Annotated in this window: 19 protein-coding genes; 11 read left to right on the top strand and 8 right to left on the bottom strand. The window is 60.4% G+C overall.

The window, feature by feature from the left end:
- Positions 1-35: 35 nt before the first annotated feature.
- Both B3R00_RS06055 and purM read right to left on the bottom strand, forming a co-directional pair.
- Entirely contained in the window at positions 36-1097 is a 1062-nt protein-coding gene (locus tag B3R00_RS06055; protein ID WP_219162475.1) for an AI-2E family transporter, read from the bottom strand.
- Positions 1098-1120: 23 nt separating this feature from the next.
- Positions 1121-2170 (bottom strand): phosphoribosylformylglycinamidine cyclo-ligase, encoded by a 1050-nt coding sequence (gene purM / locus B3R00_RS06060; protein ID WP_219162474.1) that lies wholly within the window; start codon positions 2168-2170, stop codon positions 1121-1123.
- Positions 2171-2583: 413 nt separating this feature from the next.
- Here purM and hda point away from each other — a divergent pair, with 413 nt between their 5' ends.
- The 4 genes from hda (at position 2584) to folK (ending at position 6110) form a co-directional block, all read left to right on the top strand.
- Positions 2584-3282 (top strand): DnaA regulatory inactivator Hda, encoded by a 699-nt coding sequence (gene hda / locus B3R00_RS06065; protein WP_286998218.1) that lies wholly within the window; start codon positions 2584-2586, stop codon positions 3280-3282.
- Positions 3283-3346: 64 nt separating this feature from the next.
- Positions 3347-4042, top strand: a complete 696-nt coding sequence (locus tag B3R00_RS06070) for an HAD family hydrolase (protein ID WP_286998046.1) — start codon at positions 3347-3349, stop codon at positions 4040-4042.
- Positions 4039-5613: a polynucleotide adenylyltransferase PcnB gene (gene pcnB / locus B3R00_RS06075; RefSeq protein WP_286998048.1), complete on the top strand. Its 1575-nt coding sequence runs from the start codon at positions 4039-4041 to the stop codon at positions 5611-5613. The genes B3R00_RS06070 and pcnB overlap by 4 nt, the downstream gene beginning before the upstream one ends.
- The gene (folK, locus tag B3R00_RS06080) at positions 5613-6110 is read left to right on the top strand and encodes a 2-amino-4-hydroxy-6-hydroxymethyldihydropteridine diphosphokinase (protein ID WP_286998050.1); all 498 of its coding nucleotides are present in this window, start codon (positions 5613-5615) and stop codon (positions 6108-6110) included. Before pcnB ends, folK begins: the two co-directional genes overlap by 1 nt.
- 185 nt (positions 6111-6295) lie before the next feature.
- On the opposite strand, the gene B3R00_RS06085 is transcribed toward folK, so the two are convergent.
- Positions 6296-6754, bottom strand: coding sequence for a RidA family protein (locus B3R00_RS06085; protein ID WP_219162472.1), 459 nt, complete (start codon positions 6752-6754; stop codon positions 6296-6298).
- Between the two features lie 107 nt (positions 6755-6861).
- Between B3R00_RS06085 and B3R00_RS06090 the strand changes: the two genes are divergently transcribed.
- The 3 genes from B3R00_RS06090 to B3R00_RS06100 all read left to right on the top strand — a co-directional run bounded on the left by B3R00_RS06090 (position 6862) and on the right by B3R00_RS06100 (position 11846).
- Positions 6862-9237, top strand: coding sequence for a DNA internalization-related competence protein ComEC/Rec2 (locus B3R00_RS06090; RefSeq protein WP_312425380.1), 2376 nt, complete (start codon positions 6862-6864; stop codon positions 9235-9237).
- Positions 9238-9367: 130 nt separating this feature from the next.
- Positions 9368-10882 (top strand): circularly permuted type 2 ATP-grasp protein, encoded by a 1515-nt coding sequence (locus B3R00_RS06095; RefSeq protein WP_286998052.1) that lies wholly within the window; start codon positions 9368-9370, stop codon positions 10880-10882.
- Between the two features lies 1 nt (position 10883).
- A complete protein-coding gene (locus tag B3R00_RS06100) occupies positions 10884-11846 on the top strand; it encodes an alpha-E domain-containing protein (protein WP_286998054.1) in 963 nt (320 codons plus the stop codon).
- 130 nt (positions 11847-11976) lie between these two features.
- Here B3R00_RS06100 and bfr read toward each other — a convergent pair whose 3' ends face one another.
- Positions 11977-12459, bottom strand: a complete 483-nt coding sequence (gene bfr / locus B3R00_RS06105) for a bacterioferritin (RefSeq protein ID WP_286998055.1) — start codon at positions 12457-12459, stop codon at positions 11977-11979.
- A gap of 226 nt (positions 12460-12685) precedes the next feature.
- Between bfr and ahpC the strand changes: the two genes are divergently transcribed.
- The gene (gene ahpC, locus B3R00_RS06110) at positions 12686-13249 is read left to right on the top strand and encodes an alkyl hydroperoxide reductase subunit C (protein WP_042413974.1); all 564 of its coding nucleotides are present in this window, start codon (positions 12686-12688) and stop codon (positions 13247-13249) included.
- 97 nt (positions 13250-13346) lie between these two features.
- Entirely contained in the window at positions 13347-14903 is a 1557-nt protein-coding gene (ahpF, locus tag B3R00_RS06115) for an alkyl hydroperoxide reductase subunit F (protein ID WP_286998058.1), read from the top strand.
- 130 nt (positions 14904-15033) lie between these two features.
- Here the strand turns inward: ahpF and B3R00_RS06120 are convergent, their stop codons facing one another.
- From B3R00_RS06120 to B3R00_RS06130, 3 genes are all read right to left on the bottom strand, one after another.
- Positions 15034-15999 (bottom strand): tripartite tricarboxylate transporter substrate binding protein BugE, encoded by a 966-nt coding sequence (locus B3R00_RS06120; RefSeq protein ID WP_219162467.1) that lies wholly within the window; start codon positions 15997-15999, stop codon positions 15034-15036.
- Positions 16000-16218: 219 nt separating this feature from the next.
- Positions 16219-17475, bottom strand: coding sequence for a CaiB/BaiF CoA transferase family protein (locus tag B3R00_RS06125; protein ID WP_286998059.1), 1257 nt, complete (start codon positions 17473-17475; stop codon positions 16219-16221).
- A 143-nt stretch (positions 17476-17618) separates the two neighbouring features.
- Entirely contained in the window at positions 17619-18809 is a 1191-nt protein-coding gene (locus B3R00_RS06130) for an acyl-CoA dehydrogenase (protein ID WP_286998060.1), read from the bottom strand.
- A 221-nt stretch (positions 18810-19030) separates the two neighbouring features.
- Between B3R00_RS06130 and B3R00_RS06135 the strand changes: the two genes are divergently transcribed.
- Positions 19031-19975 (top strand): LysR family transcriptional regulator, encoded by a 945-nt coding sequence (locus B3R00_RS06135; RefSeq protein ID WP_286998062.1) that lies wholly within the window; start codon positions 19031-19033, stop codon positions 19973-19975.
- Positions 19976-20198: 223 nt separating this feature from the next.
- On the opposite strand, the gene ppsR is transcribed toward B3R00_RS06135, so the two are convergent.
- Positions 20199-21032 (bottom strand): posphoenolpyruvate synthetase regulatory kinase/phosphorylase PpsR, encoded by an 834-nt coding sequence (gene ppsR, locus B3R00_RS06140; protein ID WP_174862521.1) that lies wholly within the window; start codon positions 21030-21032, stop codon positions 20199-20201.
- 550 nt (positions 21033-21582) lie between these two features.
- On the opposite strand from ppsR, the gene ppsA reads away from it, so the two are divergent.
- Positions 21583-23973, top strand: a complete 2391-nt coding sequence (ppsA, locus tag B3R00_RS06145; RefSeq protein ID WP_286998064.1) for a phosphoenolpyruvate synthase — start codon at positions 21583-21585, stop codon at positions 23971-23973.
- Positions 23974-23981: the final 8 nt, after the last annotated feature.

Below are 23981 nucleotides of genomic sequence, written 5' to 3' on the forward strand. Positions count from 1 at the left end.
GCTGCTAGCTATGGTTTTTTGCAAGCCTTGGTGGGCTACACCATCTTTGCGGTTTCCAGCTCTTTTTTCAGGTAGGCGTAAAACAGCGGTGCGGCCACCAAGCCAGCGGGGCCAAACACCGATTCGGCGATGAACATCACCGTCAGCAGCTCCCACACGGCCATGTGGGTGCGCTGACCCACTACCTTGGCATTGATGACGTATTCCGCCTTGTGAATCAAAATCAAAAAGCCCAAGCACACTGCGGCTGCGGTGGGGGAGACCGACAGGCCAACAATGGTCAGCACCACGTTGCAAAACAGGTTGCCCACGATGGGAATCAGCCCTGCAATAAACGTCAGCATGATCAAGGCCGGGGTATAAGGCAGCGCCATGTCAAACAGCGGCAGAACCAGCAGCAAAAAGCCTGCGGTCAAGCTGGTGTTAAACAGGGCAATCCAGAACTGGGCGGCTACGATTTGGCGGAATGCTTCGCCCATCAGCATCACGCGGTGTTGCAAGGCTTGGGTTAGGGGGGCACGCGGCACAATCCGTGGGCGCACCGCCGCCAGCGCGCCAATCAGCAGGCCCACGTAGGCATGCAGCAATCCACCGAGCCACGCTTTGCCCGCCATGGCCAGAGCGCCTGCTTTGGTCGCCAGATTGGTGGCGATGGCTTGCTGAATCTCCGCAGCGCCTTGAGGCAGGAGATTGCCCAGCTCTTGTGGCAGTTTTTGCTGCAACTCCAGCACCGTGTGCGCCAAATAGTTCAGCAGCTCTTTGTATTGGTGGGGGATGTCGGTGAGATAGCCGCGCGAGTGGGTCAGTGCCAGGGCAATCCAGAGTAGCGGCGCAATAACCACCAAGGTGGCAGCCGTTACCTGGGCCCAGCGGTCCGGCGCGGGGCCGGGCGGACGCCGGTCAATCCGTGCCAGTAAGGCTGCGATGGCACGGGTTAACAAAAAGCCCAGACATGCGCACAGCAGCCCGGGCAAAAGTTTTTGCCACATGACCAGCAACAAGGTGCCAGCCATGAGCAGATAACTGGCGATCATCACACCGCGCGATGGCGCTGTGGGGGAGTGACTAACAATCGGAAGTTGGTTCGAGTTCCCCATGGATGATCGCTTTAGAAGAAAAACTATTTGACTTGGACTGCGGCGCCTTCGCTGCGTTCCGTAATGTTACCGATCGTGTAGACGGTTTCACCCAGTTGACGCAAAGTTGCTGCAGTGGCCTGTGCTTCTTCAGCGGCGACCACGATCACCATGCCAATGCCGTTGTTGAAGGTGCGGTTCATTTCCACATCATCAATCCCCGCGGTCTTTTGCAGCCAGGCAAACAGCTCGGTCTGGGGCCAGCTGCCCGCCTTCAGGTCGGCGCCCGTGCCCTCGGGTAGCACGCGGGGAATGTTTTCCAGCAAACCGCCGCCTGTGATGTGCGCCAGCGCCTTGATGGGGTGCTGGGCCAAGGCGGCTAGCACGTTCTTGACGTACAGGCGGGTAGGTTCCATCACTGCGTTTTTGAAGGGCTTGCCGTCCAGGGTGGCAGGCACGGTGCCATTGGCTTCTGCACGCTCGATGCACTTGCGCACCAGCGAAAAACCGTTGGAGTGCACGCCGGCCGAGGCCAAGCCCAGTACCACGTCACCGGGTTTGACGTTCTGGCCCGTCAAAATTTTGGACTTCTCCACGGCGCCGACGGCAAAGCCTGCCAGGTCGTACTCGCCGTCGGGGTACATGCCGGGCATTTCTGCGGTTTCACCGCCGATCAGGGCGCAGCCAGACAGCTCGCAACCCTTGGCAATACCGCCCACCACGGCTGCTGCCGTGTCCACGTCCAGCTTGCCGCAGGCAAAGTAGTCCAGGAAGAACAGGGGCTCGGCCCCTTGCACCAGCACGTCGTTGACGCTCATGGCCACTAGGTCGATGCCCACGGTGTCGTGCATGTTCCACTCAAAAGCCAGTCGCAGCTTGGTGCCCACGCCGTCGGTGCCAGACACCAAGACGGGTTCTTTGTAGCGCTTAGGCACTTCAAACAGTGCACCAAAGCCGCCAATACCGGCCATGACGCCTTCGCGCATGGTTTTTTTGGCCAAGGGCTTGATGCGCTCGACCAAGGCGTCGCCCGCGTCGATGTCAACGCCAGCGTCTTTGTAGGAGATGGGGGTGGAGGAGGCAGAAGTGCTCATGAGATGGATCTGTGCAGTGAGGCCCGCGCGGGCGAGGGGAATCCTGCGATTCTAAGTCGAGACATTAGGGTATGTCCTTCATGCCGCTTTACCGAGGCAGGGCATCGCAGAATATGAGCGTACCCCCGGGGGGCGTCTTTGCTAGGGTGTTTAGCGTCTCTAGGGTATTCAGCGTATGTGGCGCATGTAGTGCAGGGATACGGGCGCAGTCTGTGAGATCGGTGGAAGCAGACTAAAATGTGCAAATTGTTGTAGCAATTGCTGCTGCTCTCTTGCACGTCCCCCGGTCACCACACTGGGCGGGGAGTTCTCGTTCGTTTCCTCTTCATGCCTACGGTTTTGCCCTTGATTGCATTTTTGGTGCACACGCACTTGCTTGATCGCAGGCAGGGCGTCTTGACTGCATGCCTCCTATGAAGCAACTGGCGCTGGATATTGGCTTGCCTACTGGGCCGTCCCTGTCGCGCTTTTATGCAGGCCGTAACACGCCGGTGGTCAGCCACCTCCAGAACTGGGTCAACAATGGTTTCGGCGCAGCGACACGTTCGCCAGTGCCTACTTACTTGTGGGGTGCTTCTGGCTCTGGCAAAACCCATTTGCTCAAAGCGGTGCGTGAAATGCTGCGTGAGCAGGGGGGGCAAGTGGGGTGGATGGACGCATCAACCGGCTTTCCGCCTGAGTTTGATGAACGCTGGTCGGCGGTGGTGATGGATGATGTCCACCAATACACTCCCATGCAGCAAGCCCGTGCCTTCAACTGGTTTGTGAACGCGATCAACCCTCCCAGTGGCTCGCCGTGCTGGATTTTGTCCGCAGGAGATGCGCCGCCCGCCGCGATGGAGGTGCGTGATGACTTACGCAGCCGTTTGGGTTGGGGGCATGTGTTTCAGCTGCATGTGCCCAATGAGGAGGAGCGCCGAGAGGTGCTCAAAACCGAAGCAGCGGCGCGCGGGGTGACGCTCAGCGCGGACGTGGTGGACTACATGCTCAAGCGTTTCTCGCGCGACTTGGCCAGCCTGATGCAGTTGCTGGACATGCTGGACGAGTTTGCGCTGCGCAACAAGCGCGCCATCACCATCCCATTGCTCAAAACCATGCTGGAGACGGAGTGAGAGGGGGGATGAACACCCACACCCCAGCTACCGTTTTCGCTTTTTTTATTGGATTGAAACACGCATGTCACTTGCTGCTCAGCGTCCGCGCCTGGCCCTGTTTGACCTTGACCATACGCTGATCCCTATGGATTCAGACCATGGCTGGGGAGAGTTTGCGATTGCGATGGGCTGGTGCGACCGCACCGAGTTTGGCCGTCGCAATGACGAGTTCTTCGCCCATTACCAAGCTGGAACGCTGAACGTGCAAGATTACGTGCGCTTTGCCACGGAAGCGATTGTGCAACGCGGCGAACAAGCCGCCATTGCTGCGCATGAGCGCTTTATGCAAACGGTGATTCACCCTGCCATCAAGCCCCAGGCTGTGGCGCTGGTGCAAAGCCACTTGCGTGCAGGCGATGTGGTGGTGATCACGTCGGCCACCAATGAGTTTGTCACGCGGCCGATTGCTGCTGCGTTTGGTGTGGAGCATTTGCTATCTACGGAACTGGAGCGCGGAGCCGACGGCTGGTTCACGGGGGAAGTGAAGGGCCTGCCTAATATGCGCGAAGGCAAGGTCACGCGCATGGATGCTTGGCTGGCGGCGCGTGGGCTGTCCTGGGATACGGTGGAATCCACTTTCTACAGCGACTCCATGAACGACGTGCCTTTGCTGGAGCGTGTCAATCACCCTGTGGCCACCAACCCCGAGCCCCGTCTGCGCGCATTGGCGCAAGAGCGCGGCTGGCGCGTGCTGGATCTGTTTACTGAAAACACATGATTAAAACCATCATTGATAAATTGCTGGGCAAAGAGCCCGCCACCCGTTCGCGCAAGCCGCGTTTTGGCAAGCGTGAAGAGGTGCCGGCCAGTGTGCACGGCATTGATCCGCAGCTGGTGGATCCGCGCGCCGTTGACGTGGTGCGCACGCTCAAGGATGCAGGCTTTGAGGCCTACATTGTGGGCGGCGCGGTGCGCGACTTGTTGCTGGGTTTGCGCCCCAAAGACTTCGATGTGGCCACCAATGCCACGCCTGAGCAAGTCAAAAACCTGTTTCGCCGTGCCTTCATCATTGGTAAGCGTTTTCGCATCGTGCACGTGGTGTACGGGCGTGGGCGTGAGCATGAGGTGATTGAAGTCTCCACCTTCCGCGCCTTCCTGGACAACAGCCTGGCCGAACAAGTCAGCGGCAATGAGCGCACCAGCAAGCTGGCGCTGGCGCATATGAAGCATGCCGTGGATGCCAGCGGCCGCGTGCTGCGTGACAACGTCTGGGGCCCGCAAGACCAGGATGCGACGCGCCGCGACTTCACCGTGAATGCCATGTACTACGACCCGGAAAGCGAAGTCGTGGTGGATTTCCACAAAGGAATCCAAGATGCGCAAAAACGGGTGTTGCGCATGATTGGCGACGCGGCTACGCGCTACCGCGAAGACCCAGTGCGCATTATTCGTGCCGTGCGTTTTGTGGCCAAGCTCAGCCAGCTGGGTTTTAAGCTGGAGTCCAAGACGGCCAAACCCTTGGTGGAGTCGGAGCACTTGCTCAAAGAAGTGCCCCAGAGCCGCTTGTTTGACGAAATGCTCAAGCTGCTGCAAACCGGTCATGCGCTGGCATCGATTGAGCAGCTCAAAAAGCTGGGCCTTGCCAAGGGCATTTATCCCTTGCTGGACGTGGTGGTCGAGCGTGCAGACCACCCCTTCGTGCAAGCGGTGCTGGCCGATACCGATCGCCGCGTGGGCGAAGGCAAGCCCGTGGCGCCCAGCTTTATGCTGGCTTGCGTGCTGTGGCAAGACGTGAAGACGGGCTGGGATCAGCGCCTGAAAAAGGGCTTTCACGCCTTCCCTGCGCTGAGCGAAGCGATTGACGAAGTGTTTGACCAGCGCATTGGCGATGTCTCAGGCCGCGGCAAGCTGGCTGCGGACATGCGTGAAATCTGGGTCATGCAGCCGCGCTTTGACAAGCGCACCGGCTCATCCCCGTTTGGCATGGTGCTGCAAGTGCGCTTTCGTGCAGGCTTTGACTTTTTGCGCCTGCGCGCTGATGTGGGCGAGGTGGACGAGGCACTGGCGCAGTGGTGGCAAGACTTCCAGGCGTCGGACGATGCACACCGCGAAGACTTGGTGGCCCAGGCCCGTGAAGAGCAGCGCCAAAAGCAAAAGTCGGCCCAGCCGCGTAAGACGGTGCGCCAAGCCGAGTCGGGTGATGTTCCACAGGATGCCGCCATTGGCCATGAAGGCGCTCAGGCGCTGGGTGATGCGCCGACGAAGAAAAAGCGCCGCCGCCGTCGCAAGCCCGCAGGCAGTGGCGCGGCCGCCGCAGCCGGCGCGGCCGGCGCGGCCGAAGCCGAGTGATGACTGGCGTGCGTGTGTATGTAGGCCTGGGGGCCAATTTGGGTGACCGGGGAGAGGCGCTGCTGCAAGCACTCCGTGCGATGGCGGCCCTGCCGCAGACCCAGTTGCTGGCCGTGTCATCGCTCTACAGCAGCGCACCCGTGGATGCAACTGGGCCAGACTATTTGAACGCCGTGGCTGCACTGCAGACGCAAAAAAGCCCCGAGGCTTTTTTGCAGGCGCTGCAAACTTTGGAGCTGGCCGCAGGCCGTGAGCGCCCTTACCGCAATGCGCCGCGCACACTGGATTTGGATATTTTGCTGTGGGGCAATGCGCAGCTGGACACCCCAGCGCTGACCGTGCCGCACCCGCGCATGTATGAGCGCGCTTTTGTGCTGCTGCCTTTGGCGCAACTGGATGCCAGTTTGGTGCGTGCAGACCAATTGGCTGCGGTGGCAGACCAGCGGATTGCCATGGCACAAGATGCCAATTGGGCGGCCAGCGCGTTGCAGGCTTAGTTCACCCAGTCTGGGCTGTGGGGCACCGTTGCCGTAAGAAAAAAGCGCACTTCGGATGGATAGTGCGCTTTTTTATGGCTAGAAATATTAAAAACAAGAGCTGTTGGCGCTTTTGGATATTGGCTTTCAATATGTTTTGATATTGAAATAAAAAGCTGCATTGCGCAGGCAGCTCTTATTTTTAATCAGGCAATTTCCGCGATCAGTTCAATTTCCACGCATGCGCCCATGGGGATTTGGGCCACGCCAAATGCGCTGCGGGCGTGCGTACCTTTGTCGCCAAAAACCTCGGCGATCAGCTCGGAGCAGCCATTGGTCACCAGGTGTTGCTCGGTGAAGCTCGGGGTGGAGTTGACCAAGCTCATCACCTTGATGATGCGTTGCACGCGGTTCAGATCACCGCCGCAGGCCACTTGCAAAGTGCCCAGCAAATCAATGGCCACGGCGCGCGCTGCTTGTTTGCCCTCTTCGGTGGAAATGTTGGCGCCGAGTTGGCCGGCCCAGACTTGCCCCTCTTTTTTGGCAATGTGGCCGCTCAAGAACACCAAATTGCCCGTTTGTACAAACGGCACATAGGCCGCAGCAGGTACAGCGGCGGCTGGCAGTTGGATGTTCAGGGCTTGCAGTTGGTCATAAACGCTCATGGTGTTTTCCTTTCGTCTTGTTGGAGAGGGGCGTAACTGGGTGACTGGCTTTGCATACCCAGCCTTCACGCCGCATGCTTGCCAGTATGCCAATACATTGCAGCGCTTTGCCCCAGCGACCAGTCACCGGCGTATATGCCATGGTGGGTTTGGTGGCTGGCAGTGCCTTGCAACTGCAGCAAAGTGCACTGTTTTCGCCCGGGGCGTATGTTGCCATCGCGGGTGCAGCGGTGGCGCTGGCCATGGTGCTGGGGTGGTGGGTCAAGCCCGCACGCAGTCGTGCGTGGTGTGTGCTGGCCTTGGCGATGGTGTTGGCTTGGGGGTGTACGGGATGGCGGGCAGCCGCTTTTCAGCAAACGGCCATGCCCGCTGCTCGGGAGGGCCGTGATGTCCGCGTTGAGGGTGTGATTGCCGACATGCCGCAGACCACAGCGCGCGGGGTGCGCATGCGTTTTGACATCGAGCAAGCATGGGCACAAGGCATGCCCATTCGGTTGCCCGAGGGCGTGATGCTGGCCTGGTATGGAGAGCCGCCAGCCGAAGGCTTGCAGGCCGGCCAGCGCTGGGCATGGACAGTGCGCCTTAAAGCCCCCCATGGGGAACGCAATCCGCACAGCATGGATTGGGAGTTGTGGCTGTGGAGCCAAGGGGTGCAAGCAACCGGTTATGTGCGCCAGCACCGCAGTGGGGGTGGCAGCGACAACGGCGAGGGGGCGCCGCCGCAATGGCTGGCACAAACAGCGCGGGCACCGGTGGCGCAGTTGCGTGGCCGCTTGCTGCAAGCGATGCAACCGCCAGAGGGGGCATCAGCGCGTGAGCAGGCATCGTGGGGCGTGGTACAGGCCTTGGTGACAGGGGCTCAGTCCCGCATCACGCGTGCAGATTGGCAATTGTTCAGAGATACGGGCGTTGCCCACTTGGTCAGCATCAGTGGCTTGCACATCACAATGTTTGCGTGGCTGGCTGTTGCGCTGGTCAATGCAGGATGGCGCCGCAGTGCGCGCTGTTGCTTGTGGCTGCCAGCGCCGCTGGCAGCGGCATGGGCTGGCTGGTGCTTGGCCACGGTGTACGCCGTGTTCAGCGGTTGGGGCATTCCGGCCCAACGCACGATTGGCATGCTGCTGGTGGTGGTGCTCTTGCGTACCCAAGGGCGCACATGGCCTTGGCCTGTGGTGTGGTTGACGGTGCTGACCGTGGTGGTGGTGCTGGATCCGTGGAGCTTGTTGCAAGCCGGGTTCTGGTTGAGCTTTGTGGCAGTGGGGGTGCTGTTTGCCGTGCAGCCCCCGGGCCGCAATCGGCGCGAGAAAAAGTACCGCCATGCCGGGTTGCGACTGCTGAGAGAGCAGGCAGTGCTAGGGCTGGCCCTGGCGCCGCTGACGCTGCTGCTGTTTGGTCAAATCTCGGTGGTGGGCTTGCTGGTGAACTTGTGGGCCATACCTTGGGTGACGTTGGTGGTCACGCCACTGTCCATGCTGGGGGCACTATGGCCGCCTTTGTGGCAGCTGGCGGTATCCGGGGTGACGGCCATGATCTGGCTGCTGGAGGCCATGGCAGCATGGCCGGTGGCTGTGCTGTACTTTGCGCAGCCTGCGTGGTGGGCAGCGGTGGCAGGCGTGCTGGGGTGCTTGTGGCTGGCGATGCCTTGGGGTTGGCGCTGGCGCTTGCTGGGACTGCCGCTGGTTATGCCCATGCTCTGGTGGCAGCCTGCAACCCCAGCGTGGGGGCAGTTTGATCTGTTGGCGCTGGATGTGGGGCAAGGCAGTGCGGTGCTGGTACGCACACAGCACCACAGTCTGTTGTTTGATGCAGGGCCCCGCTGGTCGGAGCATGTCGATGCAGGAGAGCGTACGGTGGTGCCGGTGTTGCGGGCGCTGGGCGTGGATCTTTCGGCACACATGATCAGCCATGCCGACAGCGACCATGCAGGAGGTGCGCCTTCGGTGCAGCAGGCCTTCCCGCAGTCGCAAGGCTTGGGTGCCGGTGGCCTACCTTGCCAGGCAGGCCAGTCATGGCGCTGGGATGGTGTGCATTTTCAGGTGCTCCACCCCTTGCCCACAGTGCCTGGGGTGCGCGCGGTCCATACCGCCAGCAACGCTAGCAGCTGCGTGCTGCAGGTAGAAAGCCTGGCAGGACAGCGGGCGTTGTTGAGCGGCGATATTGAAGCGCAGCAGGAGCGGGCGCTTATTCGTGCTGGTGCAGATGTGCGCGCCCAGGTGCTGCTGGTGCCGCACCACGGCAGTACCACATCTTCCAGCGCCGCATGGATTGAGGCGGTACAACCTGCGATAGCGATTGCCCAGGCCGGCTATCGCAACCGGTTTGGGCACCCTGCACCTGCCGTGGTGGAGCGTTACCAGCGCGCCGGTGTTGCCTGGGTCGCAACGCCGACATGTGGGGCCGCGTGGTGGCGCTCCACGCAGCCCGATCAGGTGCAGTGTGAGCGCGCGTATCGGCGCAGGTATTGGTCGACCCTGTCCCCTTGAGATCTAGCCTGGTTGCTACACTCCATTGCACTTTGGATGCTGCAGTGACAGGCTGTTGCGGGCGGGCAAGTTCATGCAGGCCTGATTCTTGCTGGAGAAGCAGCAATCCATGTGTGGGAGGCGCGCGAAGATGCAAAAGTTTGATGAAATGTACGCCATGCTGCCTTTCGATGGCAGCGATGTGCGGCCCCATTACAAGGCCTATGCCCAGTGGCTGGCACGCCAAGCGCCTGCTGCGATGCAGGCACGCCAGGCCGAGGCAGAAATGATTTTTCGCCGGGTGGGCATTACGTTTGCTGTCTATGGTGACAAGGACGAAGGCGGCGCCGGAACGGAGCGGCTGATTCCGTTTGACTTGATTCCCCGCATCATTCCTGCCGGTGAGTGGCAGCGTATGCAGCAAGGGCTGGTGCAGCGTGTGACCGCGCTCAACCGCTTTATCGGTGACATCTACAACGGGCAGGAAATTCTGCGGGCGGGCATTGTTCCGCGTGAACTGATTGACGGGAACAGCCAGTTCCGCCCTGAGATGTGCGGGCTGCAGGTGCCCGGCCATATTTACGCGCACGTTGCTGGCATTGACATCGTGCGTGCCCCCAATGCGCAGGGCGAGGGTGAGTATTACGTGCTGGAAGACAATCTGCGCGTGCCTTCCGGTGTGTCTTACATGCTGGAAAACCGCAAGATGATGATGCGCTTGTTTCCTGACTTGTTCAGCGCACACGCGGTCGAGCCGGTGGCGCATTACCCCGATATGTTGCTCGATACCTTGCGTGCCAGCGCTCCGCCCAGTGCTGCAGCGGCCACCGCGACCGTCGTGGTGCTGACCCCCGGCATGTACAACAGTGCTTACTTTGAACATGCCTTTTTGGCCCAGCAAATGGGGGTAGAGTTGGTCGAAGGCCAGGACTTGGTGGTACGCAATCAGGTGGTGTACATGCGCACCACCCGTGGCCTGCAGCGGGTCGATGTGATTTACCGTCGGGTGGATGATGACTTTTTAGACCCCGATGTTTTCCGTTCGACCTCGACACTGGGGTGTGCGGGCTTGATGGAGGCTTACCGCGCAGGCAATGTGACGATTTGCAATGCGGTGGGAACGGGGATTGCGGACGATAAGTCGGTCTACCCCTACGTGCCGGACATGATCCGCTTTTACCTGGGTGAAGCGCCCATTCTCAACAACGTGCCCACCTGGCTGTGCCGCAAGCCCGACGACCTGCGGTATGTGCTGGAGCATTTGCAGGAGTTGGTGGTCAAGGAAGTTCATGGCGCTGGTGGCTATGGCATGTTGATTGGCCCTGCAGCGACGACGGCAGAGCTTGAAGACTTCCGCAACGCATTGCGGGCGAACCCTGCGGGCTATATTGCCCAGCCGACGCTGAGCCTGTCGAGCTGCCCGACGATGGTGCAGGCGGGCATTGCGCCGCGTCACATTGACTTGCGCCCTTTTGTGCTCAGTAGCAGCGAAGGCGTGCACATGGTGGCGGGTGGTCTGACCCGCGTGGCTTTGAAAGAGGGATCGCTGGTGGTCAATTCTTCTCAAGGTGGCGGAACCAAAGACACCTGGGTGCTGGGTGAGCCTGGGCAAGCTGCGTTGCTGGCAGCGCAAGCACAGCCGTATGGCATGGTTCGGGGAGGATGAAATGCTAAGCCGCACTGCTGACCATTTGTTCTGGATGTCGCGCTATACCGAGCGGGCAGAAAACACTGCCCGCATGCTGAGTGTGAGCTATGACACCTCCATGCTGCCCATGCGCGCTGAAGATGCCACGCGGGTGTGGCAAGGGGTGCTGTCGATCAGTGAGTTGATTCCGGCGTACCAGTCACGCTACGGCGAAGTCACGCGCGACAACGTCCTTTTTTTCATGGTGGCTGATGAGCGCAACCCCGCATCCATCGTCGCGTGCTTGCGTGCAGCGCGTGAAAACGCACGCGCGGTGCGCGGAGCGTTGACGACGGAAATCTGGGAAACGCAAAACCAAACATGGCTGGCGCTGCGCACGCAGCTGTCTGGTGGTGCCTTGGGCAAAGACCCCGGCCAGCTGTTTGAATGGGTCAAGTACCGCTCGCACCTTGCACGCGGAGTGGCGTTGGGCACCATGCTGCAAGACGAAGCCTTTAACTTCGTGCGCATGGGTACTTTTTTAGAGCGTGCAGACAACACGGCGCGGCTGCTGGATGTGCGCTTTCATGCCGTTGAGCGTGACTATCACGGGGTGGACTTCAGTCGCAAAGCAGGGCAGCAGCTGGATTTTTACCACTGGAGCGCGTTGCTGCGCAGCGTGTCAGCGTTCGAGGTGTACCGCAAGGTCTACCGCGACGTGATCACGCCTGCGCGTGTGGCAGACCTGCTGGTACTGCGCGCGGACATGCCGCGCTCGCTGCACGCCTGCATGCGCGAAGTGGTGGACAACCTCAAGGCCGTGGCCCATGAGGGATCGCAGGAAAGCCAGCGCAAGGCAGGGCGCCTGCTGGCCGATCTGCAGTACGGCCGCATCGATGAAATTCTGGACACCGGCTTGCACGCTTATCTGACGCAGTTCCTGGACCGGGTGAACCTGCTGGGTGAGTCCATCACCCGGGATTTTCTGGTGCCAGAGCTGTGAGCGCACCACAGCGCAATGAACAACGGAGCCCGAAGGCTCCGTTTTTAATTGATAGCTGCTAGCGTAGATGGGGTAAGGGCTAGCACCGGTTTTTGCTACATAGGCTGCTGCCGGAGATGCCTGAGCAGACTCAATGTCCCTCAGCCTCGCCCATCTGGGTCTGCAAGTAGTTTTGCACACCGACTTTCTCAATCAGATCCAACTGGGTTTCCAGAAAGTCGATATGTTCTTCGGTGTCGTCCAGAATCTTGAGCAGCAGGTCACGAGAGACAAAATCGTGCGCAGCTTCTGCCGTCTTGATGCCGTCCTTGATGGTGGCCTGGGCCGCCAGCTCCAGGTTCAGGTCGCACTGCAGGGCTTCGGGCACATCTTCACCAATTTGCAGCTTGCCCAGATCCTGCAGATTGGGCAGCCCGTCCAGCATGAAGATACGATCCATCAGCACGTCGGCGTGCTTCATTTCGCCGATCGATTCTTTGTACTCCACTTTGGCGAGCGCCTCAAAGCCCCAGTGCTTGTACATGCGGTAGTGCATGTAGTACTGGTTGATGGCGGTCAGTTCATTTTTGAGTTGTGCTTGCAGCGCTGCAATGACTTGTGGATCGCCTTTCATGGGGGGCTCCTTTTGTAGTGAGGTGGTGGAACGTATTGTGCGGGATGGTGGTTCTGTGACGCCCGATGTCCACACTGGCGCGCAGTGGCTGCGGTTGATGATAAGTCGTGTTTGTATTGAGTGATAGCTTTGTGCAATCAATTTGATTAAGTCAATTGATTGGTTTTATTAAATGTAAGCGCTTAGACTACAGTCTGTGTTCAGTCGAATCACATAAGGAAACAACATGTCCGTTATCAATACCGTTATCAAGCCTTTCCAAGCCTCCGCATTCAAGGATGGCAAGTTTATCGAAGTGTCCGAAAAGGACGTGCTGGGCAAGTGGGCTGTGTTCTTCTTCTACCCCGCTGACTTCACCTTCGTGTGCCCTACCGAACTGGGCGACGTGGCTGACCACTACGACCAATTCCAGAAGCTGGGCGTAGAAATCTACTCCGTGTCCACCGACACCCACTTCGTGCACAAGGCATGGCACGACGCTTCCGAAACCATCGGCAAGATCAAGTACACCATGATCGGTGACCCATCTGGCGTGGTGACCAACAACTTCGAAGTGATGCGCCCCGGCGTGGGCCTGGCCGACCGCGGCACCTTCATCGTTGACCCCGATGGCGTGATCCAAGCTGTGGAAATCACCGCGGAAGGCATCGGCCGCAACGCCGAAGACCTGCTGCGCAAGGTGAAGGCTGCCCAGTACGTGCGCAACCACCCCGGTGAAGTGTGCCCCGCCAAGTGGAACGAAGGCGAAGCTACCCTGGCTCCTTCGCTGGACCTGGTCGGCAAGATCTAATCCGATTGCCCATGAAAAGCCTGGGCGAGGCCCGGGCTTTTTTTCAACCAAGCAATCACTGGCTATCAAAAAAGAATTTTATTAGGATTTGACTATTATGCTCGACGCCAATCTCAAGACCCAACTCAAAGCTTACCTCGAACGCCTGCAAAAGCCGCTCGAACTGGTGGCCACTTTGGACGACAGCAAGGCGGCTGGCGAAGTCAAGTCCCTGCTGGCCGACATTGCGGCGCTCAGCGACAAGATCACCGTGGTCGAGAATAACGACCTGAACGTGCGCAAGCCCTCGTTTGCCATCAACAACCCCGGCGTTGAAACCGGCGTGCGTTTTGCCGGTGTGCCACTGGGGCACGAATTCACTTCCCTGGTGCTGGCGCTGTTGCATGTCGGCGGCCACCCTTCCAAGGAATCGGCCGACTTGCTGGAGCAGGTCAAGGCCATTGATGCACCGCTGCATTTCGAGACCTATTACTCGCTGTCCTGCCACAACTGCCCCGATGTGGTGCAGGCGCTGAACCTGATGTCAGCCCTGAACCCCCAGATCACCCACACCGCGATCGACGGAGGCCTGTTCCAGGACGAAGTCAAGGACCGCGAAGTCATGGGCGTGCCCACCGTGTTCGTGAATGGCGAGCGCTTTGGCCAGGGCCGTATGGAGCTGGCGGAAATCGTTGCCAAGGTGGACACCGGCGCCGCTGCCCGCGAAGCCGCCAAGATTTCGGCCAAGGAGGCGTTTGACGTGCTGGTGGTCGGCGGTGGCCCCGCCGGTGCCGCTGCGGCCATCTATGCCGCCCGCAAGGGCATCCGCACTGGGATTGCTGCCGAGCGCCTGGGCGGCCAGGTGCTGGACACGGTGGACATCGAGAACTTCATCTCGGTCAGCAAGACCGATGGCCCCAAGCTGGCTGCGGCCATGGCGGCCCATATCCGTGACTATGAAGTCGACGTGATGAACCAGCAGACCGGCGCCAAGCTGGTGCCCGCTACCACCGAGGGCGGCCTGATCGAAGTGCACACCGCCTCGGGTGCGGTGCTCAAGTCCAAGACCGTGATCCTGTCGACCGGCGCGCGCTGGCGCAACATGAACGTGCCTGGTGAGGAGCAGTACCGCACCAAGGGCGTGACCTTCTGCCCGCACTGCGACGGCCCCCTGTTCAAGGGCAAAGACGTGGCGGTGATTGGCGGTGGCAACTCCGGCGTGGAAGCGGCCATCGACCTGGCCGGCTTGGTCAAGAGCGTGACGGTGCTGGAATTTGCCAGCGAGTTGAAGGCCGATGCCGTGCTGCAAAAGAAGCTGCGCAGCCTGCCCAACGTGACCGTGATCCTGAACGCCCAGACCACCGAAGTGAACGGCGACGGCAAGAAGGTCACCGGTATCACCTACAAGGATCGCACAACCGATGAGGTCCACCAGCTGGCGCTGGAAGGCATCTTCGTGCAGATCGGCCTGCTGCCCAACACCGACTGGCTCAAGGGCACGGTCAACCTGACGCGCTTTGGCGAGATCGAGATCGATGCTAAGGGCCACACCAATGTGCCCGGCGTGTTCGCGGCCGGTGACTGCACGAATGTGCCGTACAAGCAGATCATCATTGCCGCCGGCGCCGGTGCCACGGCCGCGCTGTCAGCGTTTGACCACCTGATTCGCCACTGATCGGTAGTGTCGATATTTAAGATAAATTGGCATCGGGCGCTTATCTAGCAAGCGCAGTTAGCTATTAAAAAAGGACTGCCCAGGCAGTCCTTTTTTTGTGAATCAACCCAGCGTGGGGCTGTCTTCCGCATCAGTCCATGGTCAGCTTTTGCTTGTCCACCACGTCCTTGTAGGCGGTGTATTCGGCCTTGATTTCGGCAGCAAACTTCTCGGGGGTGTCGGCCACGATCAAGGAACCGGTTTCCTCGATGCGCTTGCGCACGGCGGGGTCTTGCAGCACTTTGTGTACGGCTTTGTTCACCTTGTCCACGATGTCTTTGGGCATGCCTTTGGGGCCAATCACGCCGTAGTAGGCCATGCGGTTCACGCCAGGGGCACCCACTTCAGCCAGCGTGGGCACATCAGGCAGCACAGCCAAACGCTGGGGTGCCGCCACGACCAGCGGAGTCAGGCGCTTGCTTTGGATAAAGGGCAAGGTGGAAGGGAAGTTGTCAAACAGCAGCGGGATTTGGCCCGCTACAGCGTCGTTCAGTGCAGGGCCCGAGCCACGGTAGGGCACGTGCTGCATTTCGGTGCCGGTGGCCAGCATGAACATTTCCATCATCAAGTGACCGATGGAGCCAGTGCCGGGCGAGCCAAACGAATGCTTGCCGGGGTTCTTCTTCAGCTCGGCCAGGAAGGACTTGTAGTCTTGGCCTACGAACTTGGGGTTGGCTGCAATGATGTTGGGCGTGGCTGCGATGTTCACGATGGGCGTGAAATCGGTGAACACGTTGTAGGGAATCTTGGGGTTGATGGCGGGGTTGGTGGCCGTGGTCGATACGGTGGCAATGCCCAGGTTGTAACCATCGGGTGCAGCGCGTGCGGTTTCTGCCGCACCAATCGCGCCACCGCCACCGCCCTTGTTTTCCACAATCACGGGCTGGCCCAGTTCACGGCCCAGGGGGTCTGCAACCACGCGGGCAATCAGGTCGGTGGTGCCGCCTGCAGCAAAGGGCACCAGCAGCTTGATGGGTTTGTTGGGGTAGTTGGCTTGGGCGTGGGCAGTACCGAGGGTAAGCAGTGCGGCAACAGCCAGCAGAGAGCGACGCATCATGTGCAGTCTCCTTATCTTTGTTGTTGAAAGAAGACAGATGCTAGAGAGGTTGCGGGGGGCTGTGTAGGTCAAAATCCTAAGGTTAAACCCTTTGTATAGGGTAATCACTTGATGATGAAGTGCCTGCAAACAGGTATGCGCAGGCCTGGCGCTTGACCGCCATACGTCCTGGGGGGTAAGGGGCTAAACCGCTGCGAAGCGGTTCAGCACCAAGGGGGACTAGATCACCTGATCGGCATACAGGGCGCTAATGCGGGCCTCGCTCACGCCCATCTCTCGCAGCACTTCGTGGGTGTGCTGCCCCAGCGTGGGTGGAGCACTGCGGTAGGTGACAGGGGTGGCCGACAGCCGCATCGGGTTGGCCACGGTGGCCACATGGCCGATGCCATCACCCGCTTGGCGTGGCAATGACTGCGCAATGCCGCGGTGGCGCACTTGCGGGTCTGCAAAGGCCTGGGCGACGGTGTTGATGGGGCCACAAGGTACGGCCTTGTCCTCCAGCAGTGCAATCCATTCCTGCGTGCCGCGCGTTTGCATCATCGGCTCCAGCAGCGCCAACAATGCCGTGCGGTTTTGCACGCGGGCCGTGTTGGTGGCAAAGCGCGCATCCTGCGCCCATTCGGGTTGATGTACCGCTGCGCAAAAGCGCGCGAACTGGCCGTCGTTGCCAATGGCCAGCAGCACATTGCCATCGCTGGTTTTGAAGTCCTGGTAGGGCGCCAGGCTGGGGTGGATATTGCCCGCACGCCCCGGTGCTTGGCCGGTGGCGAGATACCCTGCCGCCTGGTTGGCCAGCACGGCCATGCCCACATCCAGCAGCGCCATGTCGATGTACTGGCCTTCGCCCGAGCCGTTGCGCGCGTTGTCGCGGGCATTGATGGCCGCCAAAATCGCGTTGCTGGCGTACAGGCCGGTGAACACATCGATCACCGCCACGCCCACTTTGAGTGGGCCGCCGCCTGGTTGCCCATCGGCATGGCCGGTGATGCTCATCAGGCCGCACATGGCCTGCACCATCAAATCGTACCCGGCGCGCTCGGCATAGGGGCCGTCTTGGCCAAAGCCGGTGATGGAGCAGTAGATCAGCTTGGGGTTCAGGGCTTTGAGGCTGTCGTAGTCCAGCCCGTATTGCGCCAGGCCGCCGACCTTGAAGTTCTCGACCACCACGTCGGCCTCGGCCGCCATCTGGCGCAGCAGGGCCTGGCCTTCGGGGTGGGCCATGTCCACGGTGATGCTGCGCTTGTTGCGGTTGCAGGCGGTGAAGTAACTGGCCTCGCGCGTGTCGCTGCCCGCATCGTCCTTCAGGAACGGAGGGCCCCAGTGGCGGGTGTCGTCGCCCGCGACCGGGCGTTCGACCTTGATCACATCGGCCCCCAGGTCGGCCAGCATTTGGGTGGCCCAAGGCCCCGCCAGGACGCGTGACAAATCCAAGACCTTGATGCCTGCCAGTGCACTGCGGGATGCGGTGTTTTGCATGGTATGTCCTTAACAAAAAAGGAGCGGCTAGCGCTCGTGAATCAAGCTTTCCAAATACGTTTGCATCTGAAGTGCTTGAAATGCGTGCGCTAGCAGCTCCTCAAACCAGAGCGCCTAGCAGCGCCCTAGGAGACAACAGGGAATTAGTTGCAGAAGGCAGCAATGCCAGTTTGTGCGCGGCCCAGGATCAGTGCGTGCACATCGTGCGTGCCTTCGTAGGTGTTGACCACTTCCAGGTTCACCAGGTGGCGGGCGACGCCAAACTCATCAGAGATGCCGTTACCACCCATCATGTCGCGCGCCAGGCGTGCCACGTCCAGCGCCTTGCCGCAGTTGTTGCGCTTGATCAGCGAGGTGATCTCGACCACGTTCTGGTGCTCGTCCTTCATGCGGCCCACGCGCAGGGCGGCTTGCAGGCCCAGGGTGATTTCGGTCTGCATGTCGGCCAGCTTCTTCTGGATCAGCTGGTTGGCGGCCAGGGGGCGGCCAAACTGCTTGCGGTCCAGCGTGTACTGGCGGGCGGTGTGCCAGCAGAACTCGGCCGCACCCATGGCGCCCCAGGCAATGCCAAAGCGGGCGCTGTTCAGGCAGGTGAAGGGGCCTTTCAGGCCGCGCACTTCAGGGAAGGCGTTTTCTTCGGGCACGAACACGTCGTCCATCACGATTTCACCGGTGATGGAGGCGCGCAGGCCCACCTTGCCGTGGATGGCGGGGGCGGACAGGCCCTTCATGCCCTTGTCCAGGATGAAGCCGCGGATCTGGCCCACGTTGCCGGCTTCGGACACTTCCTTTGCCCAGACCACGAACACGTCGGCCACGGGGCTGTTGGTGATCCACATCTTGGAGCCCTTGAGCTTGTAGCCGCCGTCGACCTTGTAGGCGCGGGTGGCCATGGAGCCGGGGTCGGAGCCGTGGTCAGGCTCGGTCAGACCGAAGCAGCCAATGAATTCACCGGACGCCAGCTTGGGCAGGTACTTCTGCTTCTGGGCTTCGGTGCCGAATTCGTTGATCGGCACCATCACCAGCGACGACTGCACGGAGGCCATGGAGCGGTAGCCCGAGTCCACGCGCTCAATCTCGCGGGCCACCAGGCCGTAGCTCACATAGTTCAGGCCGGCGCCGCCGTATTCGGTGGGGATGGTGGGGCCCAGCAGACCCAGCTCGCCCATCTCGCGGAAGATGGTCACGTCGGTCTTTTCGTGGCGGAACATGTCTTGCACGCGGGGCATCAGCTTGCCTTGGCAATACTCATAGGCCGCGTCGCGGATCATGCGCTCGTCGGCGGTCAGTTGCTCGTCCAGGTGAAAGGGGTCTTGCCATTGGAAGTTGGACATGTGGTGCTCCTTGGATGTCTCTGGGTGGTCTGGTGGCAATGCATGCGGTTTTGTGCATGCATGCCGGTCAATGGAAGCCATCGTACAAAGAGGGTGGGTGCCAGGCAAACGATTTGTTTGCATCCAGATATGAGGTTTGCGCATGTATAGCTTGAATGTGCGGTGCAATTGCGGCAGCATGTGCAGCCTTGTCTTGCCCTCCATCAAACAGCCACCCTTCCATGCGCCGCTCTATCCCTTCTACCCAAGCCCTGGCTTGTTTTGAGGCAGCCGCCCGCCACGAAAGCTATACCCGCGCCGCGCAAGAGCTGGCGCTGACGCAAGGGGCCGTTTCGCGCCAGGTGATTGCGCTGGAAGCGTTTGTGGGTGTGGAGTTGTTTCGCCGCACGCGCCATGGCGTGGCCCTCACGCCGGCTGGCGAGGCCTATGCGCGCAAGGTGCGCAGCTGGTTGCTGGGCATGGAGCGTGACACGCTCGACCTCATGGCCCACCAGGGTGCGGGCGGCACCATCAAACTGGCGGCCGTGCCCACGTTTGCCACGCGCTGGCTGATGCCGCGCCTGCCGCAACTGGCCAAAACCTACCCAGACATCACCGTGCACATTGATGTGCAAACCCGCCCGTTTTTGTTCGCCGACACGGGCTTTGATGCCGCTTTGTATGCGGGCACGCCCGATCAGGTGCGCAATTGGCCGGGGATTGAAGCCCTGCACTTGATGGACGAAGACGTGGTGCCCGTGTGCAGCCCCCAGCTGCTGGCCCGGGCCGTGCAGCGCGATCTGGGGCGTGCGTGGCAGCCGCTGGCCCCGCAGGCGCTGGCAGATTTGCCGCTGCTGCAGCAAAGCACGCGCCCGCAAGGTTGGGTGCAGTGGTTTCAGTCGGTGGGGGTGGATGCGCAGCGCGCCATGGACGGGCCGCGTTATGAGCTGTTTTCCATGCTGGCAGTGGCAGCCACGCAGGGCATGGGGGTGGCGCTGATTCCACCCATGCTGGTGGAGGCAGAACTGGCGCGCGGTGAGCTGGTGGTGGCCTGCGCCCAGCCTTTGCGGGGCGAGCGCGGCTACTACCTCATCACCCCCGCGCAGACCATGCCCTCAACGGTGGTGACGGCTTTTTCGACATGGCTGCACCGCATGGCCCAGCACAGCAGCGGTGTCGCAGGCTAGCGGTGCTTAAAAAACTGGCAGTCATAGAAAGTTCCTATCGTGACAATAGCTTAAGCCCCTTATCCAGTGGGCTAGGTGCACTTGTCCACAAGCTTGTTGGGGGCTGGTGGGGAGAACTTTTCGTGCCGATAGGGCGAAAGCGGTTGGCCCAAAAAAATAGCTGCCTGCGCTGATCTATCAAGCGCTGGCAGCTATTTGGAGCATGGATTAGGAGAGCGGCAGCTTAGCCGTGCAGCCCCACTCCCAGGCGCTGAGGCAGCACCTCTTGCAAGATGGTGGTCGAAATCTCTTCGATCGATTTGGTGGTGGTGGACAGCCAGTTGACCCCCGCGCGGCGCATCATGGCTTCGGCTTCATGCACTTCCGAGCGGCAGTTTTCCAGGCTGGCGTAGCGCGAGCCGGGGCGGCGCTCGTTGCGGATGGTGGACAGACGGATGGGGTCGATCGTCAGGCCAAACAGCTTTTTCTTGATGGGCTCCAGCGCCGGGGGCAGCTTTTTGCGCTCAAAGTCTTCGGGAATCAGCGGGTAGTTGGCCACTTTCAGGCCAAATTGCATCGCCAGGTACAGGCTGGTGGGGGTCTTGCCCGAGCGGCTGACGCCCACCAGCACCACATCGGCGCCGCTGAGGTCGTGGTTGGTCTGGCCATCATCGTGGGCCAGCGTGTAGTTGATGGCTTCCATGCGGTCCAGATACTCTTTGCTCTGGCTGATGTCTGAAAACCGGCCCACGCGGTGTTGGCTCTTCATGCCCAGCTCGTCTTCGAGCGGCTGCACAAAGGTGCCAAACATGTCCATCAACAAACCTTTGCAGTGATCGTGGATGACGGCCACCACGTCTTGGTTGACCAAGGTGCTGAACACGATGGGCTTTTTGCCCTCCACCTCACCGGTGTGGTTGATCTGGCGTACCGCTTGATGGGCCTTGTCAACAGTGTCGACGAAGGGAATGCGCACAATGCGGGGTTTGATATCGAACTGCGCCATCAAGGCGGTGCCGAAGGTTTCGGCGGTGATCCCTGTGCCGTCAGAAATTACGTATACGGTGCGCGAGTGCATGGGCAGTTTTCCAAGTCGAGTCAAACAAGCGCGCGCTTGCACGGCAAAGGCAGAGCCAGTGTGCGCGGCAAGGCGTGCGGTGCTGCGCATTATTCCTAATTTCAGCGCCAGTCTGCGCTTGGCTGGCGCATGGAATGTGGAGGTGGGCTGCACGTGATCAAAAAAAGATAGCTTGCCACGTTTATCCAGCCGTAGGTTTAAAGCTATTTGACATTTAAACCATTGATATAAAAGCGTAAGCAGCTATGAAATTGATGGTGTGCGCCATATTGTCCTTTGGAAACAGCGGGCTAAACACAGCTGCCCTTCAGAGGGCGGTGAGCATCTGCACGGCGCGAGCCAGATAACAGCGCGCATTGCTGGGCAGGAGTAGAATGCCTGCGCAAAGATTCAAGCGCTTGGAGCCTCTCCAGGCGCTGCACGGGCTGGCTACCGATGACCGATAACCTCGAACAGCAAAGTTGTGGTCGGTGTGCAGCAAGTGCATCCAGCAGGCGGGTGTGTTGGCACCGCCGCTGGGACGTACCGGTTTTTAACTTTGGAGCCTCCCATGTCTAACCGTTTCGAAGCGACCGCTTTGGTCGTGCCTTTCGAGCAATTGCGTATGAGCGACGTCGAAGTCGTAGGCGGTAAAAACGCCTCGCTCGGCGAAATGATCTCCCAGCTGCCTCAGGGCGTGCGCGTGCCCACCGGCTTTGCCACCACGGCCCACGCCTTCCGCGAATTCCTGGCGTTTGAAGGTCTGGCCGACAAGATTTCGGCCAAGCTGAAGGCGCTGGACGTGGACGATGTGCGCGCACTGGCTAGCGTCGGCGCCGAAATCCGCGCCATGGTGGAAGCACAACCTTTCCCCGCAGACCTGGAAGCCGCCATCCGCGCCGCTTTCATCACACTGCAAGGTGGCAACGAAGCTGCTTCGTTCGCCGTGCGCTCGTCGGCCACCGCCGAAGACTTGCCCGACGCATCCTTTGCTGGCCAGCAAGAGACCTTCCTGAACGTGGTCGGTATCGACGACGTGCTGCACAAGATGAAGGAAGTGTTTGCGTCGCTGTACAACGACCGCGCCATCTCCTACCGCGTGCACAAGGGCTTTGAGCACGATGTGGTGGCACTGTCCGCTGGCGTGCAGCGCATGGTGCGCTCCGACTTGGGCGCAGCCGGCGTGATGTTCACCATCGACACCGAATCCGGTTTTGAAGACGTGGTCTTCATCACTTCCAGCTATGGCCTGGGCGAAACCGTGGTGCAAGGCGCCGTCAACCCTGACGAGTTCTACGTGCACAAGCCCATGCTCAAGGCGGGCAAGAATGCGCTGATTCGCCGCAATCTGGGCTCCAAGCTGATCCAGATGGTGTTTTCCACACCCGAGGAAAAAGCTGCTTCCGGCAAGCTGGTCAAGACCACCGACGTGGCCCCCGAGCTGCGCAACCGCTACTCGCTGACCGACGCTGATGTGCAAGAGCTGGCCCGTTACGCGCTGGTGATCGAAGAGCACTATGGCCGCCCCATGGACATCGAGTGGGGCAAGGACGGCACTGACGGCCACCTATACATTCTGCAAGCACGTCCTGAAACCGTGAAGAGCCAGTCCAAGGGCCAAGCCGAGCTGCGCTACAAGCTCAAGGGCACAGGCAATGTGCTGGCCGAAGGCCGCGCGATTGGTCAAAAGATTGGTACCGGCCCTGTCCGTCTGGTGTCTGACATCTCGCAGATGGACCAAGTGAAAGCCGGCGACGTGCTGGTGACCGACATGACCGACCCCAACTGGGAACCCGTCATGAAGCGCGCCAGCGCCATCGTCACCAACCGTGGTGGTCGTACCTGCCACGCCGCCATCATTGCGCGTGAGTTGGGCATTCCTGCCGTGGTTGGCTGCGGTGACGCCACCGCGCTTCTGAAGGATGGCACCTTGGTGACCGTGTCCTGCGCTGAAGGCGATACCGGCAAGATCTACGACGGCCTGATCGAAACCGAAGTGACCGAAGTGGTGCGCGGCGAAATGCCCGAGATCAGCACCAAGATCATGATGAACGTGGGCAACCCCCAGCTGGCTTTTGACTTTGCCCAGTTGCCCAACCAGGGCGTGGGTCTGGCCCGCTTGGAGTTCATCATCAACAACAACATTGGTGTGCACCCCAAGGCCATCCTGGACTACCCAGCGGTAGACCCTGACCTGAAGAAGGCCGTGGAATCCGTGGCCCGCGGCCATGCATCGCCCCGCGCTTTCTACGTCGACAAGGTGGCCGAAGGCGTGGCAACGATTGCTGCTGCGTTCTGGCCCAAGCCCGTGATCGTGCGCATGTCGGACTTCAAGTCCAACGAATACCGCAAGCTGATCGGTGGCAGCCGCTACGAGCCTGAGGAAGAGAATCCGATGCTGGGCTTCCGCGGTGCTGCGCGTTATATCTCTGAAGACTTCGGTGAAGCCTTCAAGATGGAATGCGAAGCCCTGCGCCGTGTGCGTGAGGACATGGGCCTGACCAACGTGCAGATCATGATTCCCTTCGTGCGTACGCTGAAGCAGGCTGAGCGCGTGACCACCATGCTGGGCGACAACGGCCTCAAGCGTGGTGAGAACGAGCTCAAGCTGATCATGATGTGCGAAGTGCCTTCCAACGCCATCCTGGCCGACGAGTTCCTGGAATACTTCGACGGCTTCTCCATCGGCTCGAACGACCTGACCCAGCTGACCCTGGGTCTGGACCGCGACTCCGGTCTGGAATTGCTGGCAGCGGACTTTGACGAGCGCGATCCTGCCGTGAAAAAGATGCTGGAGCGCGCGATTGAAGCGTGCTTGGCCAAGGGCAAGTACGTGGGTATCTGCGGTCAAGGCCCATCCGACCACCCTGACTTTGCCAAGTGGCTGGCAGACAAGGGCATTGTTTCGATCTCGCTGAACCCCGACACCGTGATCGATACTTGGCAGAATCTGGCGGGCTAACTTACCGC

Origin of the sequence: Comamonas sp. UBA7840, from assembly GCF_002501455.1 — a bacterium.
Classification (GTDB): Bacteria; Pseudomonadota; Gammaproteobacteria; order Burkholderiales; family Burkholderiaceae_C; genus Comamonas; species Comamonas jiangduensis.

Coding starts and splice junctions, on each gene's coding strand:
- B3R00_RS06055 (WP_219162475.1), bottom strand. CDS start 1,097: ATGGGGAACTCGAACCAACTTCCGATTGTTAGTCACTCCCCCACAGCG.
- purM (WP_219162474.1), bottom strand. CDS start 2,170: ATGAGCACTTCTGCCTCCTCCACCCCCATCTCCTACAAAGACGCTGGC.
- hda (WP_286998218.1), top strand. CDS start 2,584: ATGAAGCAACTGGCGCTGGATATTGGCTTGCCTACTGGGCCGTCCCTG.
- B3R00_RS06070 (WP_286998046.1), top strand. CDS start 3,347: ATGTCACTTGCTGCTCAGCGTCCGCGCCTGGCCCTGTTTGACCTTGAC.
- pcnB (WP_286998048.1), top strand. CDS start 4,039: ATGATTAAAACCATCATTGATAAATTGCTGGGCAAAGAGCCCGCCACC.
- folK (WP_286998050.1), top strand. CDS start 5,613: ATGACTGGCGTGCGTGTGTATGTAGGCCTGGGGGCCAATTTGGGTGAC.
- B3R00_RS06085 (WP_219162472.1), bottom strand. CDS start 6,754: ATGAGCGTTTATGACCAACTGCAAGCCCTGAACATCCAACTGCCAGCC.
- B3R00_RS06095 (WP_286998052.1), top strand. CDS start 9,368: ATGCAAAAGTTTGATGAAATGTACGCCATGCTGCCTTTCGATGGCAGC.
- B3R00_RS06100 (WP_286998054.1), top strand. CDS start 10,884: ATGCTAAGCCGCACTGCTGACCATTTGTTCTGGATGTCGCGCTATACC.
- bfr (WP_286998055.1), bottom strand. CDS start 12,459: ATGAAAGGCGATCCACAAGTCATTGCAGCGCTGCAAGCACAACTCAAA.
- ahpC (WP_042413974.1), top strand. CDS start 12,686: ATGTCCGTTATCAATACCGTTATCAAGCCTTTCCAAGCCTCCGCATTC.
- ahpF (WP_286998058.1), top strand. CDS start 13,347: ATGCTCGACGCCAATCTCAAGACCCAACTCAAAGCTTACCTCGAACGC.
- B3R00_RS06120 (WP_219162467.1), bottom strand. CDS start 15,999: ATGATGCGTCGCTCTCTGCTGGCTGTTGCCGCACTGCTTACCCTCGGT.
- B3R00_RS06125 (WP_286998059.1), bottom strand. CDS start 17,475: ATGCAAAACACCGCATCCCGCAGTGCACTGGCAGGCATCAAGGTCTTG.
- B3R00_RS06130 (WP_286998060.1), bottom strand. CDS start 18,809: ATGTCCAACTTCCAATGGCAAGACCCCTTTCACCTGGACGAGCAACTG.
- B3R00_RS06135 (WP_286998062.1), top strand. CDS start 19,031: ATGCGCCGCTCTATCCCTTCTACCCAAGCCCTGGCTTGTTTTGAGGCA.
- ppsR (WP_174862521.1), bottom strand. CDS start 21,032: ATGCACTCGCGCACCGTATACGTAATTTCTGACGGCACAGGGATCACC.
- ppsA (WP_286998064.1), top strand. CDS start 21,583: ATGTCTAACCGTTTCGAAGCGACCGCTTTGGTCGTGCCTTTCGAGCAA.